Origin of the sequence: Micromonospora sp. CPM1 (genome assembly GCF_023896895.1) — a bacterium.
GTDB lineage: Bacteria > Actinomycetota > Actinomycetes > Mycobacteriales > Micromonosporaceae > Micromonospora > Micromonospora tulbaghiae.
In genome coordinates, this window is sequence record NZ_JAMHIU010000004.1 from 75183 (window position 1) to 89641 (window position 14459).

Sequence of the window (14459 nt, forward strand, 5' to 3'; positions counted from 1 at the left end):
GAAACGTTGTCGGCGCAGCTCCGCAACGCTCTGCGCGGGCGGATCACCGACGGCACGCTGCGCCCCGGGACGCGCGTGCCGTCGACCCGTCAGCTCGCGACGGACCTCGGCGTGTCCCGCACCGTGGTCGTCGAGGCGTACGAGCAGCTCTGCGCCGAGGGCTACCTCACCTCGCAGCGCGGCTCCGGCACCTCGGTGGCGGACTCCGCGCACGCCGGCGTCGCCTCCGCGCTCACCGCCGACGAGGCACCCGCGCCCGAGGTGTGGGACCTGCGCGCCGGCGGCACCGACGTGTCGACGTTCCCGCGCCAGGACTGGATCCGCTGCGTCAGCTCGGTGCTCCGCTCGGCCGGGCCGCAGGAGCTGGGCTACGCCCCGCCGTCCGGCCTGCCGGCGGTCCGCCGCACGCTCGCCGGCTACCTGGGCCGGGTCCGGGGCGTCCGCGTCCGCCCCGAGCACCTGATGATCACCTCCGGCTTCGCCCAGGGGCTGGCGCTGCTCTGCCGGGTGCTGCGCGACCAGGGACACGAGGCGATCGGCGTGGAGGATCCCGGGCACCCGGGGGAGTGGGCGTTCATCGCCGACGCCGGGCTGCGGCCGGTCGGTGTGCCGGTGGACCGGGAGGGCATCCGCGTCGGCGAGCTGGCCGCGACCGGCGTACGGGCCGTGCTCACCACCCCGGCCAGCCAGTTCCCCACCGGGGCGCCGCTGAGCCGGCGGCGCCGGGAGCAGCTCGTCGACTGGGCGCGTGCGGTGGACGGGTACGTCGTCGAGGACGACTTCGACGCCGCGTTCGTGGCGCCGGCGCAGCGGATGCCCGCGTTGCAGAGCGTCGCGCCGGACCGGGTGGTGTACGCCGGCAGCGCCAGCAAGGTCCTCGCACCGGCGCTGCGGCTCGGCTGGCTGGCCGCGCCGACCGGGCTGGCCGCCTCGATCGAGCGGGTCCGGGCCGGCTGGGACATCGGCTGTTCCGGGCTGGACCAGCTCGCCTTCGCCCGGCTCGTGGACACCGGCGCGTTCGACCGGCACCTGCGCCGGCTGCGGGCCGAGTTCCAGCGCCGCGGCCAGGCGGTACGCCAGCACGTCGCACGCCATCTGCCCGGCGTGGCGCCGCTCGACGCCAGTGGTGGCCTCCAGACGTACCTGGTGCTGCCCCGCTGGTGCGCGGAGGAGTCCATGGTGGCGGCCGCGCGGCGCCGGTCCGTGCTGGTGCGCGGCGGCCGGTTCTACGCCCTGCGCGCCGACGACCGGCCCCCGGCGCTGGTCATCGGGTACGCCGGGGTGCGCGGCGCCGAGCTGGGGCGGGGACTGGCCGGGGTCGCCGCGGCCTACCGCGACGTGACCGCGCGCCACGCGCCGGGTGTCAATGTGCGGCGGGCCGCGGAATCCGACCGAAGGACCGGCTTGACAGCGTGATCAGCGCTTAGGTTAGCCTAACCTCCGTGACGAGCAGAACGGTGCGAGCCGACGGCTTGAGCGGCAGCGACCTGCGGCTGGGCTACCACGGCACGACGGTGGTGCACGACGCCGCCATCACGCTTCGGCCCGCGGCGGTGACCGCGTTGGTCGGCCCGAACGGCAGCGGCAAGTCGACGCTGCTGCGCGGGCTGGCCCGCCTGCACCCGCTGGAGCACGGCGAGATCGTGCTGGCCGATGGCACGCCGGCCCGGGCGCTGTCCGCCCGGGACTTCGCCCGCCGGGTCACGCTGCTCGCGCAGAGCCGCCCCACCCCCAGCGGGGTGACGGTGCGCGACGTGGTCGGGTACGGCCGGCACCCGTACCGCCAGCGGTGGCGCGCGAACGACCTCGACGGACCGGCCGCGATCGACCGGGCCATGCGGGTGACGGGCGTCGACGCCATGGCCGGCCGGCCGGTCGACGAGCTGTCCGGCGGCGAGCTGCAACGGGTCTGGCTGGCCACCTGCCTGGCCCAGGACACCGCGATCCTGCTGCTGGACGAGCCGACCACGTTCCTGGACCTGCGCTACCAGGTGGAGATCCTCGACCTGATGCGCGAACTCGCCGACACCGCCGGCGTCGCCGTCGGTGTGGTGCTGCACGACCTGAACCAGGCCGCGGCCGTCGCCGACCAGGTCGTGCTCCTGCACGAAGGCCGGGTCCGCGGCGCCGGCACGCCGCACGAGGTGTTCACCGAGGCGGCGCTCACCGAGGCGTACGGCATTCGCGTCGAGGTGACTGTCGACCCGGTCACCAACCTGCTCTCCACTCGTCCCGTCGGCCGGCACACGACCCGCGTCTCCGCCTGACCGACTCCTGCCCACAGAAGAGAAACCGATGTTGCGTACCCGCCTGACCCTGCTCGCCGCCGCCGCGGCCAGCGCGCTGCTGATCGCCGGCTGCGGCACCACCGAGGAGCCCGCCGCCGCACCGTCCCCCTCCGACGCCGCGTCCACCGGCCCGGTCACCGTTACCGACAGCCGGGGCAAGACCATCACCCTCAAGAGCCCCGCCACCAAGGTAGTCGGCCTGGAGTGGGGCGAGGTCGAGATGCTCGTCGGCCTCGGCGTGATGCCGGTCGGCGTGGCCGACCCGAAGGGGTACGCCACCTGGGTGACCGCCGCCCCGCTCGACGCGGGCGTCAAGGACGTCGGCACCCGGGGTGAGCCGAGCGTCGACTCCATCGTCGCGCTCCAGCCGGACCTCGTGGTGATGGAGGCCGAGCGCGGCTCCGCCGTCGTCACCCAGCTGGAGAAGTACGTCCCGGTGCTGGTCACCAAGGGCAGCGACGCCTCCGACAACATCGGCCGGATGCGCGCGGACCTGAAGATGATCGCCACCGCGACCGGCCGGACCGCCCAGGCGGACAAGCTGCTCGCCGACTTCGACGCCGCGCTCGCCGACGGCAAGAAGAAGATCGCCGACGCCGGGGCGGCCGGCAAGCAGTTCGCCATCGCCGACGGCTGGAAGGAAGGCAGCACCGTCTCGATCCGGATGTTCGGCCAGGGCGCGTTCGTCTCCCAGCTCGGCATCCAGCTCGGCCTCAAGAACGCCTGGACCGGCAAGACCGACGAGATGTGGGGCCTGGGCCAGACCGACGTCGAGGGCATGAACGTCCTCAAGAGCCAGGACCTGCACTTCTTCTACAACGCCTCGGACGGCAACGACGTGTTCGCCGACGGCCTCGCCGGCAACGCGATCTGGCGCTCCCTGCCGTTCGTCCAGCAGAACAAGCTGCACAAGATGCCCAACGGCATCTGGACGTTCGGCGGCACGCTGTCCGCCAAGCAGTACATCGACGAGCTGGTGAAGGTCTACACGGCTTGAGCGCGATGACCGCCCCCGCCCCGCCGGGGCCGGCCACCCGGCCGGCCCCGGTCGGGCCGCCGCCCGTCCGGCGCAGCCGGGTCGCCGGCGCGTTCACCCTCGCCGCCGTGGTGCTCGTCGCGATCACCGCGGTGCACCTCACCCAGGGCACGTCGTCGGTGGGGGCGCTGGACCTGCTCCGGCTGCTGACCGGCGGCGACGACGAGGCCGCCCGGATCCTTGTCGCCTCCCGCCTGCCCCGGCTGCTCACCGGCCTGGCCGTCGGCGTCGCGCTCGGTTTCGCCGGCGCGGCGCTGCAGTCGACCACCCGCAACCCGCTCGCCTCGCCGGACACGCTCGCCGTCAACGCGGGCGCGCACCTGGCGATCGTCGCCACCGCCGCGTTCGGGATCGCGCTGCCGGCGCTGCCCTCGGGCGGCCTGGCGTTCTGCGGCGGCCTCGCCGCCGCCTCCCTGGTCATGCTGCTCTCGGCCGGCGGGCAGGCCGCCACCACCCGGCTCATCCTCGCCGGGTCGGCCACCGCGATGGCGCTCGCCTCGCTGACCATGCTGCTCCTGCTGCTGTTCGAGCAGTCCACCATCGGCCTGTTCGCCTGGGGCAACGGCTCGCTCGTGCAGGGCGACCTCGCCGCGTTCACCCAGCTCGCCCCCGTGATCGGGGTCACCGCGCTGCTGCTCGTGACGCTCGGGCACCGGCTGGACCTGCTCGCCCTCGGCGACGACACCGCCACCGTGCTCGGGCTCAACGTGCGCCGTACCCGGCTCACCGTGGTGCTGCTGGCCGTGCTGCTCTCCGCCGCGGCGGTCACCCTGGCCGGGCCGATCGGCTTCGTCGGCCTCGGCGCGCCGGTGATCGTCCGGCTGCTCGGCCGGTGGGTGCCCGAGGTGCACCGGCACCGCATCCTGATGCCGCTGGCCGGCATCGTCGGCGTCGTCATCGTGCTCGGCTCCGACGTGCTGCTGCGCGCCGTGCTCGGCGGGCAGGCCGGTGTCGACGTGCCCACCGGCGTGGTGACCACGCTCTTCGGCGCGGTGCTGCTGATCTGGCTGGCCCGCCGCCACCGCGACGCCGGGCCGACCCGGCAGGCGCCCGGCGGCCACGCCGCCGTCCGCTCCCGCGGCTTCGTCGCCGTCGTCGTCGCGGCCTGCGCGGTCGTCGTCACCGCCGCGCTGGTGCTCGGCATGCTCGCCGGTGACACGTGGGTGCTGCTCGGCGACATCGTCAACTGGGTGCAGGGCCGCACCGGGCCGGCGTACACCTTCGTGCTGGACGCCCGCTGGCCGCGGGTCACCGCGGCGCTGCTGGCCGGCGCCGCGCTGGCCCTGGCCGGCACCACGGTGCAGGCGGTGTGCCGCAACCCGCTCGCCGAACCGGGCATCCTCGGCATCACCGGCGGCGCCGGCATCGGCGCGGTGTCGCTGCTGACGTTCGCGCCGATGGCCGGCGTGCTCGCCCTGTCCGGCGCCGCGGGTCTCGGCGCGGTCGCCGCGTTCGCGCTGGTCTACGGCCTGGCGCGGCGGCGCGGCCTCAACTCCGACCGGCTGGTGCTGATCGGGTTCGCGGTCTGGCAGGGCGGGACGGCGGTCATCACGTTCATCGTGGTCTCGTCCGACCCGTGGAACACCGGCAAGGCGCTGACCTGGCTGTCCGGCTCCACCTACGGGCGTACCGCCCCGCAGGTGCTGCCGGTGCTGATCGCGTTGCTGATCGCGCTGCCGGTGGTGGCCGCCGTGCGCCGCGAGCTGGACCTGCTCGCGCTCGACGACGACACGCCCCGGGTGCTCGGCGTCCGGCTGGAACGCGCCCGGCTGATCGCGCTCGGTCTGGCGGCGCTGCTCACCGCCACCGCCGTGTCGGCGGTCGGTGTGATCGGCTTCGTCGGCCTGGTCGCGCCGCACGCGGCCCGCGCCCTCGTGGGCGGGCGGCACACCCGCGTCCTGCCGGTCGCGGTGCTGCTCGGCGCCACCCTGGTCAGCCTCGCCGACACGCTCGGCCGCAGCGTGATCGCCCCCGCCCAGGTCCCCGCCGGTCTGGTCACCGCCCTGATCGGCACCCCGTACTTCGTCTGGCTGCTGTGGCGTTCCCGCGCCGCGGCGGCCGCCCGTTAGCCCGTTCACCGACGTACCGCCCACCGGCCGTGAGAGGAATGACGCATGACCAGCACCCTGGCCGTCGCGCCCTGGCGAGTCTTCACCGTTGAGGTCCGCGCGCTACGGCGGCTCGGCCCGTCCTTCCTGCGGGTGACGCTCACCGGCCCGGACCTGGACCGGTTCGCCGACAACGGGTACGACCAGCGGATCAAGCTGGCCCTGCCGCCGGTCGACGGGGCGCCGGGGGAGCTGCCCGACGGGCCGGACTGGTTCCCGCGGTGGCGTGAGCTGCCGGACGGGCTGCGCAGCCCGATCCGCACCTACACGGTGCGCGCGGTCCGGCCGGAGGCGTACGAGGTGGACGTGGACATGGCGCTGCACGGCGACGGCGGCCCGGCCACCCGGTGGGCCCGGCGGGCCCGCCTCGGCGACCGGATCGCCGTCGTCGGCCCGGACGCCGGGTGGGACGGCCCGCACGGCGGGGTCGAGTTCCAGCCGCCGGCCGGCGCCACGCTGCTGCTCGCCGGCGACGAGACCGCCGCGCCGGCGATCTGCGCGATCCTGGAGCGGCTGCCCGCCGACGCGCGCGGGCACGCGCTGGTGGAGGTGCCGGAGACCGGCGACGAGCTGCCCTGCGCGGCGCCGGCCGGCGTCACGGTGACCTGGCTGCCCCGCGACGGCGCCCCGCACGGCAGCCGGCTCACCCCGGCGGTGACCAGCCTGGCCGGCCGGCTGGTGCCCGTACCGGCCGGACCGGGCGCGCCGCCGCTGGCCGAGGTGGACGTGGACCGGGACATCCTCTGGGAGGTGCCGGAGCGGCCCGACGGCGCGGCGCTCTACGCCTGGCTGGCCGGGGAGGCGGCGGTGATCCGCGGCCTGCGCCGGCACCTGGTCACCGAGCGGGGCATGGACCGGTGCGCGGTGGCGTTCATGGGCTACTGGCGGGCCGGTCGCGCGGAGAACTGATCGTCCCCACCGCCGTCGAAGCGGGCCGGCGCACGGCGCCGGCCCGCTTCTTCGTCGTCCCCGTCAGTCGCGCGGCGCGTACGGGGCGAGCGGGTTGACCAGCGTGCCGGCGAACTGCAACGCGGCCGACGGGTCGGACAGGTCCACCATCTGCTGGTTGTTGCGCAGCTGGAGCCGGTTGAGGCAGGAGAGCGTGAACTCCGGCGCGAACAGGTCGTGCCGGCGCATCCGGTCGGCCAGGTGCGGCACCGTGGCGGCGTAGCCGGCGGCGCACTCGGCCACCGTGCGCCAGAACCCGTCCTGGTCGAGTACGCCCTGCGTGTGCAGGGCCGCGCTCAGGTGCCGCAGGAAGCAGTCGAACACGTCGGTGAAGATGGACAGGATCTTCTCGTCCTCCGGGATGGCGGCCCGGATCCGCCGCACCCGCTCGGGCAGGTCCGCGTCCGGGTCCATCACCACGATCTCCTCGGCGATGTCCTTGAACACGACCCGCTCCACCACGCCGCCGTCCAGCACCAGGATGACGTTCTCGCCGTGCGGCATGAACGCCAGGTCGTGGGCGTACAGGCTGTGCAGCAGCGGCACCAGGTAGGCGTCCAGGTAGCGGCGCAGCCAGTCGGCCGGGGCCAGCCCCGACTCGTCGATCAGCGCCGCGGCCAGCGAGCGCCCGTCCCGGTCCAGGTGCAGCAGCGAGGCCATGGTGGCCAGCCGCCGCCCGGGTTCCAGCCCGGGCACCGGGCTCTCCCGCCACAGCGCCGCCAGCATCTTCCGGTACGGGGAGTACCTGTCGGTCGCCGCCTCGTACTGGCGGTGCCGGTAACCGATCGCGGCCCGCTCCCGGATGATCGACAGGCCGGTGCGCTTGAGCACCGGGTCGCCCTCGATCAGCCCGGCCAGCCAGTCGTTGATGGCCGGCGTCGCCTCCATGTACGCGGCGGACAGCCCGCGCATGAAGCCCATGTTCAGCACCGACAGCGCGGTCTTCACGTAGTGCTTGGCCGGGTCGCTGACGTTGAAGAAGGTGCGGATGGACTGCTGCGCGAGGTACTCGTCCGGCCCCTCGCCGAGGCAGACCAGCCAGCGCCGGGCCACCTCACCGGCGAACGTGACGGCGAGCTTGTTCCACCACTGCCACGGGTGCACCGGGACGAGCAGGTAGTCGGCCGGGTCCAGGCCCAGCCCGGTGAGCGTGGCGGTGAACCCGGCCAGCGTCTCCTCGCCCAGCTCGGCCCGGACCAGCGTGTCGTAGTCCAGGTCGTCGGCGCAGGTGAACGTGGTGTGGTCGCGGTGCGCGGCGAGCCAGAGCAGCCGTACCGGCGCGGCGGCCTCCGGGGCGTACGCGTGGTATTCGTGCACGCCGAAGCCGATGCGGCCGTTGTTGGCCACGAAGCAGGGATGCCCCTCGGTCATGCCGGTCTCGATCGCCTGGAAGTCGGCGGCGGCCAGCTCGGCGGCGCTCAGCGCGGGCTTGGCCAGCTTGTACGCGGTCCCGGCCAGCGTGGAGGTGATCTCCTCCAGGTAGACCGGCAGGATCGCGTCGGTGAGGCCGAGCGCGCCGCGCAGCTCCACGCACAGGTCGACGGCGTCGGGCGGCAGTTCCGCGCCGTCGCGACGGCGCACGATGCTGTCCGCGTCGACCTGCCAGTGGTCGAGCGCCAGCCGCTGCGCGGCGAACCGGTACTCGACGGCGCCGTCGTCGCTGCGCACCAGCCACTGTCCCGGGCCGGCTGGCTCGGGGGTGATCAGGCGCTCGTGGGCGAACTCGGCGAGCGCCTTGCGCACCAGCAGCCGGTTGGCCGTCGCCCACGCCTCGGGGGTCAGGTGGTCCACGGATGCGCTGGCGTTCACGCCGGTGCCCCTTCCTCGCTGGCGGGCGCGCCGGTGGCGGCCCGGAACTGGTCCCGGGTGCAGACGCTGAGCAGCGCCTCCTTCTCGGGCTTGCGGATCGGGCCGACGACGGTGAAGCCGACTGCCGCGTTGAGCGCGTGCACGGCGGTGTTGCGCACGTCCGGCTCCACCACCACCCGGCGGGTCGCCGGGTCGGCGAACAGCCAGGCCATCACCGTGGTGATGACGGCCCGGGTGAAGCCGTGGACCGGCGTGTCGGCGGGCGCGCAGAGGAAGTGCATGCCCACGTCGCCGGGCTCCGGGTCGTAGAGATCGACCAGCTCGACGTGCGCCGGGTCGTACCGCTCGGCCAGGAACGCCGGGGTGCCGCGCCACGACCCGAGGTACGCGTCGTGGTGCGGGTGGTCGGCGATGCGCCGGTACTCGGCGGCGACGGCGTCCACGTCGGCGTCCTGCATGAGCCAGAACGCGGACTTGGGGTGGGTGACCCAGCGGTGCAGCAGCGCGGCGTCGGCGTCCGGGTCCAGCGGGCGCAGCGTGAACTCGCCGAGCGCGTCGTCGACGCGGCTGAACGCGGTCATGCCGGTCATGCCGGGGCTCCGGCCGGGGCGCCGAACTCCTGGAACGCGATGGTCTTCTCCACCGGGTAGTGCTCCCGGCCGGTCATCTCCCGGATCAGCCACGAGTTGCGGTACGGGCCCATGCCCAGGTCGGGCGAGGTGATGCTGTGCGTGTGGGTGCCGCCGTTCTGGAGGAACACGCCCCGGCCGGTGTGGTCGACGCTGTAGTTGCGGGCCACGTCGAAGCGGCCGTGCGCGTCGAAGCGGAGCCGGTCGCGGACCGGCGCGAGGAACTCCGGCACCCGGTAGTGGTAGCCGGTGGCCAGCACCAGTCCCGCCGTGTCGAGCGTGAACGCGCGGTCCTGCTCGGTGTGGCGCAGCCCGAGCCGGTAGCGGTCGTCGGCGTACGCCGCCTCGACCAGTTCGGTGTTGGTGAGCAGGCGGCTCGGCACCGGCCCGTGCAGGCTCTTGGCGTACAGCAGGTCGTAGATGTCGTTGATCAGGTCGGCGTTGATGCCCTTGAACAGCGGCTTCTGTGCGGCCTCCAGCGCGTAGCGGGTCGGCTCGGGCAGCGCGTGGAAGTAGTCCACGTAGTCCGGTGAGGTCATCTCCAGCGTGAGCTTGGTGTACTCCAGCGGGAAGAACCGCGGCGAGCGGGTCACCCAGGTGAGCTCGTAGCCGTACGTGTCGATGTCGCCGAGCAGGTCGTGGTAGATCTCCGCGGCGCTCTGGCCGCTGCCGACGATGGTGATGCTGTCCTTGGCCCGCAGCGCCTCCCGGTGCTCCAGGTAGCGCGAGTTGTGGATCATGTCACCGCCGAGCCCGGCGCAGGCCGGCGGCAGGTACGGCGGGGTGCCGGTGCCGAGCACGAGGTGCCGCGCCCGGTGGGTGACCGGTCCGTCCGGCGTGTCCGCGTGCACCACGTACCGGTCGTCGGCCTCGTCGTACTCGACGGCGGTGACGGCGTGCCGGAAGCGCAGGTTCGGCAGCTTCCCGGCGGCCCAGCGGCAGTAGTCGTTGTACTCGGCGCGCAGCGGGAAGAAGCTCTCCCGGATGTAGAACGGGTAGAGCCGGCCGGTCTCCTTCAGGTAGCTCAGGAACGAGTACGGCGAGGTGGGGTCCGCGAGCGTGACCAGGTCGGCGATGAACGGCGTCTGGAGCCGGGTGGATTCCAGCAGCATGCCGGGATGCCAGTCGAAGCTGTCGCGGGCCTCCAGGAACAGCCCGTCGAGGTCGTCGATCGGCGCGGTGAGGCAGGCCAGGCCGAGGTTGTAGGGGCCCAGCCCGACGGCGATGAAGTCGTAGGTCGACATGTTCTCGTTCTCCTCGGCGGGGGTCAGACCGGGCAGGACAGCTCGGCGGTGGCCGCGGTCCGGGCGTACCAGGCGGCGTGGTCGGCGATGAGGTCCAGCACGTGGGCGACATCGTCCACTGTGGTCTCGGGGTTGAGCAGGGTGAGCTTCAGGTGGTGGGCGCCGTCGACCTTGGTGCCGGCGACCAGGGCCGCGCCGGAGGCGGCGAGCGCGTCGCGGGCGTGCAGGTTGGCCTCGTCGACCAGGTCGGGCGCGAGTCCGGGCGGCCGGTACCGGAAGACCACTGTGCTCAGTTGCGACGGCGCGGCCACCTCGAAGCGCGGGTCGGCGTCGAGCCGCCGCCACGCCTGCGCCGCGAGGTCGACGACCTGGTCGAACAGCGCGCCGATCGCGTCCGGCCCCATGATCCGCAGGGTCAGCCAGAGCTTGCACGCGTCGAACCGGCGGGTGGTCTGGATGCTCTTGTCGACCTGGTTCGGGATGCCCTGCTCGACCGCGCGGGCCGGGTTGAGGTAGTCGGCGTGCCAGGTGGCGTGGCGCAGCGTCCGGCCGTCGCGGACCAGCAGCGCGCTGGAGCTGACCGGCTGGAAGAACGACTTGTGGTAGTCCACAGTCACCGACGCGGCCCGTTCGATGCCGTCGAGCAGGTGCCGGCGGGTGGGGGAGACCAGCAGCCCGCAGCCGTACGCGGCGTCGACGTGCAACCAGACGCCCGCGTCGGCGCAGATGTCGGCGATCTCCGGCAGTGGGTCGACGGTGCCGAAGTCGGTGGTGCCGGCGGTGGCGACGACGGCCATCACCACCTGGCCGTCGCGGTGGCAGCGGTCGATGGTGCGGGCCAGCTCGTCGGTGCGCATCCGGCGGGTCGCGTCGGTGGGCACGGTGAGCACCGCGTCGGCGGCCAGGCCGAGCAGCTTGGCGGCCTTCTGCACGCTGAAGTGCCCGGCCGCGGAGGTGAGGATGCGCAGCCGGGAGAGCACCTGCGGCCGGTCCGGCCGGCCGGCGGAGCCGCCCACCACCGTGCGGTACGCCTCCTCGCGCGCCAGCAGCATCGCCTGGAGGTTCGACTGGGTGCCGCCGCTGGTGAACACGCCGTCGGCGCCGGCGCCGAACCCGATGCGCCCGGCCGTCCACTCGATCAGGCGCCGCTCCATCAACGTCGCACCGGCGCTCTGGTCCCAGGTGTCCAGTGAGGAGTTGACCGCGCTGAGCACGGCCTCGCCGAGCAGCGCCGGGATGACCACCGGGCAGTTCAGGTGGGCCAGGTAGCGCGGGTGGTGGAAGTAGACCGCGTCGCGCAGCCACACGTCGTACAGCTCGTCCAGGGCGGCGTCGGTGTCGCCGAGCGGCCGGTCCAGGTCGATGGCGCCGATGAGCGGCGCCAGGTCGTCGGGGGTGACGCCGGTGAACGGCCGGTCCGCCTCGCCCACCCGGCGGGCGACCCGGTCGACGCCGCGCGCCAGCACGTCCCGGTACCGCCCGAGCGTGCCGGCGTTGAACAGGTGGCCGCGTGCCGTGGCGGCGGCGCGGCCGGTGTCGGTGGGCGCGGCGCCGGTCGGGCTCCCGATCGAACTCATGCGACTTCCCAGCGGTCGTACGGACAGGACACGCGGCGACAGCCGCGGCGATCAGGTTAGGTTAGGCTGGCCTAACGAGCAAGCACGACTCGGGGTGCTTTGTCCCGGATGTACCGCCGGTTGGTGCCTTGGCCGCGTCGCGGTAAGGTCGCCCTCGGTTAGGGGAGGTTATCCTAAGTTGACTGTGGAACGTAACCGGCACCCGGCGCGCCGAGGCGGCGCGGGACGATGACGCACGTCGATCGCGACAGGTGGGGTGTGCCCCGGTTGTGGGCCGCCGACGTCGACGCGCTCGCGCGTCTGCAGGGGCGTGTCGCCGCGCTGGACCGGGCCTGGCAGATCAGCGTCGAACGATGGCGTGCCGAGGGTCGGCTGGCCGCCCACGTCGGCGCGGCCGAGCTGGCGTGGGACCGGTTCGCCCGGCGCGTACGGCTGGACGACACCGCCCGGCGCTGCTACGAGCGCCTGGACCCGGACACCCGGCGGTGGGTCGAGGCGTACGTCGACGGGGTGAACTCCGGACTCGCCGAGGGTGCCGCCGACGCGCCCGAGTTCGCCGCCACCGGCACCGCGCCCGAACCCTGGCAGCCCTGGTCGCCGCTCGGCGTCTTCCTCGTCCAGCACGTGCTCTTCTCCACGTTCCCGAACAAGCTCTGGCACGCGCACGTGGCCCGCACGATCGGCCCCGAGGCGGCCGGGCTGTTCGCGGTCGAGGGACCGGCGTCCTCCGGCAGCAACGCCTGGGCGCTGCCCGCCGACCCGGCCACCGGGCGCGGCCCGGTGATCGCCGGCGACCCGCACCGGCTGCTCGAACTACCCGGCGTCTACCAGCAGGTCCGGCTCGCCTGCCCGGAGTTCGACGTGATCGGCCTCGCCTTCCCCGGCGTACCCGGCCTGCCGCACTTCGGCCACACCGGCCACGTGGCCTGGGCCGTCACCAACGCGATGGCCGACTACCAGGACCTCTACCGCGAACGGCTGCGCCGCGACGGCGACCGCGTGCTGGTGCGCGACGCCGGCGGCTGGACGCCCGCCGCGCGCCACGTCGAGGAAATCGAGGTCCGCGGCGGCGCCCCGGAGACGGTCGAGGTGATCGAGACGCCGCGCGGGCCGGTGATCGACCACGACCGGGTCACCGGCGACGCGATCGCCCTGCGCACGCCGAGCCGGGTCGAGGCCCGCCTCGGCTTCGAGGCGTTGCTGCCACTGCTGCGCGCCCGGCACACCGGTGACGTCGCCGAGGCGCTGCGCCACTGGGTCGAGCCGGTCAACAGCGTGCTCGCCGCCGACACCGGGGGCGGTGTCCGCCGCCTGGTCGCCGGCCTGGTCCCGGTACGCGACGTGCGGTGCCGCCGGGAACCCGTACCGGCCTGGGAACCGGCCTACCGGTGGCGGGGCGACTACCTGCCGCTCGTGGACGAGCCGGTCGACGGCGTGGCGGTGTGCGCGAACGACCGCCGCGAGGACGTGGCCGCGCACGGCGCCGACTTCGCCCCGCCGCACCGGGCCCGCCGGATCCAGGAACTGCTCGCCCAGGGCGCCGGACCGTCCACCGTGCACACCGACGACCGGCTCCCGGCCGGGCCGCTGTACCGGCTGCTCGACCGGCTCGACCCGGGCCGGCTCGACGAACCCGCCCGCGCGCTGCTGCTGCGGCTGCGCGGCTGGGACCGGGCGATGGCGGCCGGCTCGGCCGAGGCGGGCGCGTACGCGGCCTGGCGGGCGGCGCTCGCCCGGCGGTTGCGCGTACACCCGAGGTTGCGTGCCCTCGGCGAGCCGTGCGGTTTCGACGAGCTGTTCGCGCCCTGGACCGACCCGGCGGCCCGGATCGGCCTGGCGCTGGACCACCTCGCCGCCGAGTTCGACCTCGCGGAACCGGCCGCCGAGGCGCTGGCCGAGGTGGCCGCCGGCCCGGCGCCCGGTGAGTGGGGCGGCCGGCACCTGCTGCACCCGGTGCACCTGGGCGTCGCCCCGGCGGTCACCGACGCGGTCACCGCGATGCGGCAGCGGGTGGCGCTGGCCGGTGACACCGACTGCGTGCTGGCCACCTCCAGCGTGCCGGGAGTCTCCGACGCCTGCTGGCGCGGCCCGGTGGCCCGCTACGTGTGGGACCTGACCGACCGGGCGGCCAGCCGCTGGATCGTCCCGTTCGGCGCCTCCGGGCGCCCCGGCGACGCGCACTTCGCCGACCAACTGACCCACTGGGCCGCCGGGACGCTCATCCCGGTGCCCGCCGGCCCACTGACGGGAGACGAGACGACGTGATCCACCTGGAACGGATCCCCGGCCTCGGCGAGCTGGCGCTGGAGCCGGTACGCCCCGACCGGCACGCCGAACTGCTGCACGGCTGGGTGGTCCGGCCCCGCAACCGGTTCTGGGGCATGGGCTCGCACACCGTCGACGAGGTACGCGAGATCTACGCGTTCGTCGACGGGCTGGACACCCACCACGCGTACCTGATCCGGCTCGACGGCGAGCCGATCGGGCTGTTCCAGACCTACCAGCCGGAGGCGGACCCGGTCGGCGAGCGCTACCCGGTGCTGCCCGGCGACGTCGGGACGCACCTGCTGCTCGACGCGCCCCGGCGGTATCCCGGTTCGCTGACCGGGGCGGTCTTCCCGGCCCTGGTCCGGTTCCTGCTGCGCGACCCGGCCGCGCGCCGCGTGGTGGTCGAGCCGGACGTGCGCAACGACGTCATGCTGCGCCGGCTGCGGATCGAGGGGTTCACGCTCGGCGACGAGATCGACATGCCGGACAAGCGGGCGAGGCTGGCGTTCCTCACCCGGGAACGGTTCGAGGCGGACCACCCGGCGGCGTGAC

11 protein-coding genes are annotated in these 14459 nt (G+C 74.2%); 7 read left to right on the forward strand and 4 right to left on the reverse strand.

Translation table 11 applies throughout. The features are described from left to right. The first annotated feature begins 6 nt into the window (after nucleotides 1-6). The 5 genes from M8C11_RS06350 to M8C11_RS06370 are packed head-to-tail and all read left to right on the forward strand — an operon-like array spanning nucleotide 7 to nucleotide 6341. Nucleotides 7-1416, forward strand: a complete 1410-nt coding sequence (locus M8C11_RS06350; RefSeq protein WP_235437362.1) for a PLP-dependent aminotransferase family protein — start codon at nucleotides 7-9, stop codon at nucleotides 1414-1416. 41 nt (nucleotides 1417-1457) lie between these two features. Beyond that, nucleotides 1458-2267, forward strand: coding sequence for an ABC transporter ATP-binding protein (locus M8C11_RS06355; RefSeq protein WP_252449004.1), 810 nt, complete (start codon nucleotides 1458-1460; stop codon nucleotides 2265-2267). A 28-nt stretch (nucleotides 2268-2295) separates the two neighbouring features. Continuing rightward, nucleotides 2296-3285, forward strand: a complete 990-nt coding sequence (locus M8C11_RS06360) for an iron-siderophore ABC transporter substrate-binding protein (RefSeq protein WP_047891049.1) — start codon at nucleotides 2296-2298, stop codon at nucleotides 3283-3285. Nucleotides 3286-3290: 5 nt separating this feature from the next. After that, entirely contained in the window at nucleotides 3291-5393 is a 2103-nt protein-coding gene (locus M8C11_RS06365; protein ID WP_252448761.1) for an iron ABC transporter permease, read from the forward strand. Nucleotides 5394-5438: 45 nt separating this feature from the next. Further along, nucleotides 5439-6341, forward strand: coding sequence for a siderophore-interacting protein (locus tag M8C11_RS06370; protein WP_120570362.1), 903 nt, complete (start codon nucleotides 5439-5441; stop codon nucleotides 6339-6341). A gap of 63 nt (nucleotides 6342-6404) precedes the next feature. On the opposite strand, the gene M8C11_RS06375 is transcribed toward M8C11_RS06370, so the two are convergent. Genes M8C11_RS06375 through M8C11_RS06390 form a run of 4 tightly spaced genes read right to left on the reverse strand, consistent with a single transcriptional unit; the run spans nucleotide 6405 to nucleotide 11639 of the window. Beyond that, the gene (locus M8C11_RS06375) at nucleotides 6405-8189 is read right to left on the reverse strand and encodes an IucA/IucC family siderophore biosynthesis protein (RefSeq protein ID WP_252448762.1); all 1785 of its coding nucleotides are present in this window, start codon (nucleotides 8187-8189) and stop codon (nucleotides 6405-6407) included. Continuing rightward, the gene (locus M8C11_RS06380; protein WP_252449005.1) at nucleotides 8186-8770 is read right to left on the reverse strand and encodes a GNAT family N-acetyltransferase; all 585 of its coding nucleotides are present in this window, start codon (nucleotides 8768-8770) and stop codon (nucleotides 8186-8188) included. The genes M8C11_RS06375 and M8C11_RS06380 overlap by 4 nt, the downstream gene beginning before the upstream one ends. 5 nt (nucleotides 8771-8775) lie before the next feature. Next, nucleotides 8776-10062, reverse strand: a complete 1287-nt coding sequence (locus tag M8C11_RS06385) for a lysine N(6)-hydroxylase/L-ornithine N(5)-oxygenase family protein (protein WP_252448763.1) — start codon at nucleotides 10060-10062, stop codon at nucleotides 8776-8778. 23 nt (nucleotides 10063-10085) lie between these two features. Beyond that, entirely contained in the window at nucleotides 10086-11639 is a 1554-nt protein-coding gene (locus M8C11_RS06390) for an aspartate aminotransferase family protein (RefSeq protein WP_252448764.1), read from the reverse strand. A gap of 228 nt (nucleotides 11640-11867) precedes the next feature. Between M8C11_RS06390 and M8C11_RS06395 the strand changes: the two genes are divergently transcribed. Both M8C11_RS06395 and M8C11_RS06400 read left to right on the forward strand, forming a co-directional pair. Further along, on the forward strand, nucleotides 11868-13904 hold the full coding sequence (locus M8C11_RS06395; RefSeq protein ID WP_252448765.1) for a penicillin acylase family protein: 2037 nt from the start codon (nucleotides 11868-11870) through the stop codon (nucleotides 13902-13904). Beyond that, nucleotides 13901-14458 (forward strand): GNAT family N-acetyltransferase, encoded by a 558-nt coding sequence (locus tag M8C11_RS06400; protein WP_252448766.1) that lies wholly within the window; start codon nucleotides 13901-13903, stop codon nucleotides 14456-14458. The genes M8C11_RS06395 and M8C11_RS06400 overlap by 4 nt, the downstream gene beginning before the upstream one ends. Nucleotide 14459 lies beyond the last annotated feature (1 nt).

Excerpts from the sequence above, each read along its gene's own strand:
- M8C11_RS06395 (WP_252448765.1), top strand. The coding sequence starts at position 11,868 with ATGACGCACGTCGATCGCGACAGGTGGGGTGTGCCCCGGTTGTGGGCC.
- M8C11_RS06360 (WP_047891049.1), top strand. The coding sequence starts at position 2,296 with ATGTTGCGTACCCGCCTGACCCTGCTCGCCGCCGCCGCGGCCAGCGCG.
- M8C11_RS06385 (WP_252448763.1), bottom strand. The coding sequence starts at position 10,062 with ATGTCGACCTACGACTTCATCGCCGTCGGGCTGGGCCCCTACAACCTC.
- M8C11_RS06365 (WP_252448761.1), top strand. The coding sequence starts at position 3,291 with ATGACCGCCCCCGCCCCGCCGGGGCCGGCCACCCGGCCGGCCCCGGTC.
- M8C11_RS06380 (WP_252449005.1), bottom strand. The coding sequence starts at position 8,770 with ATGACCGCGTTCAGCCGCGTCGACGACGCGCTCGGCGAGTTCACGCTG.
- M8C11_RS06390 (WP_252448764.1), bottom strand. The coding sequence starts at position 11,639 with ATGAGTTCGATCGGGAGCCCGACCGGCGCCGCGCCCACCGACACCGGC.
- M8C11_RS06370 (WP_120570362.1), top strand. The coding sequence starts at position 5,439 with ATGACCAGCACCCTGGCCGTCGCGCCCTGGCGAGTCTTCACCGTTGAG.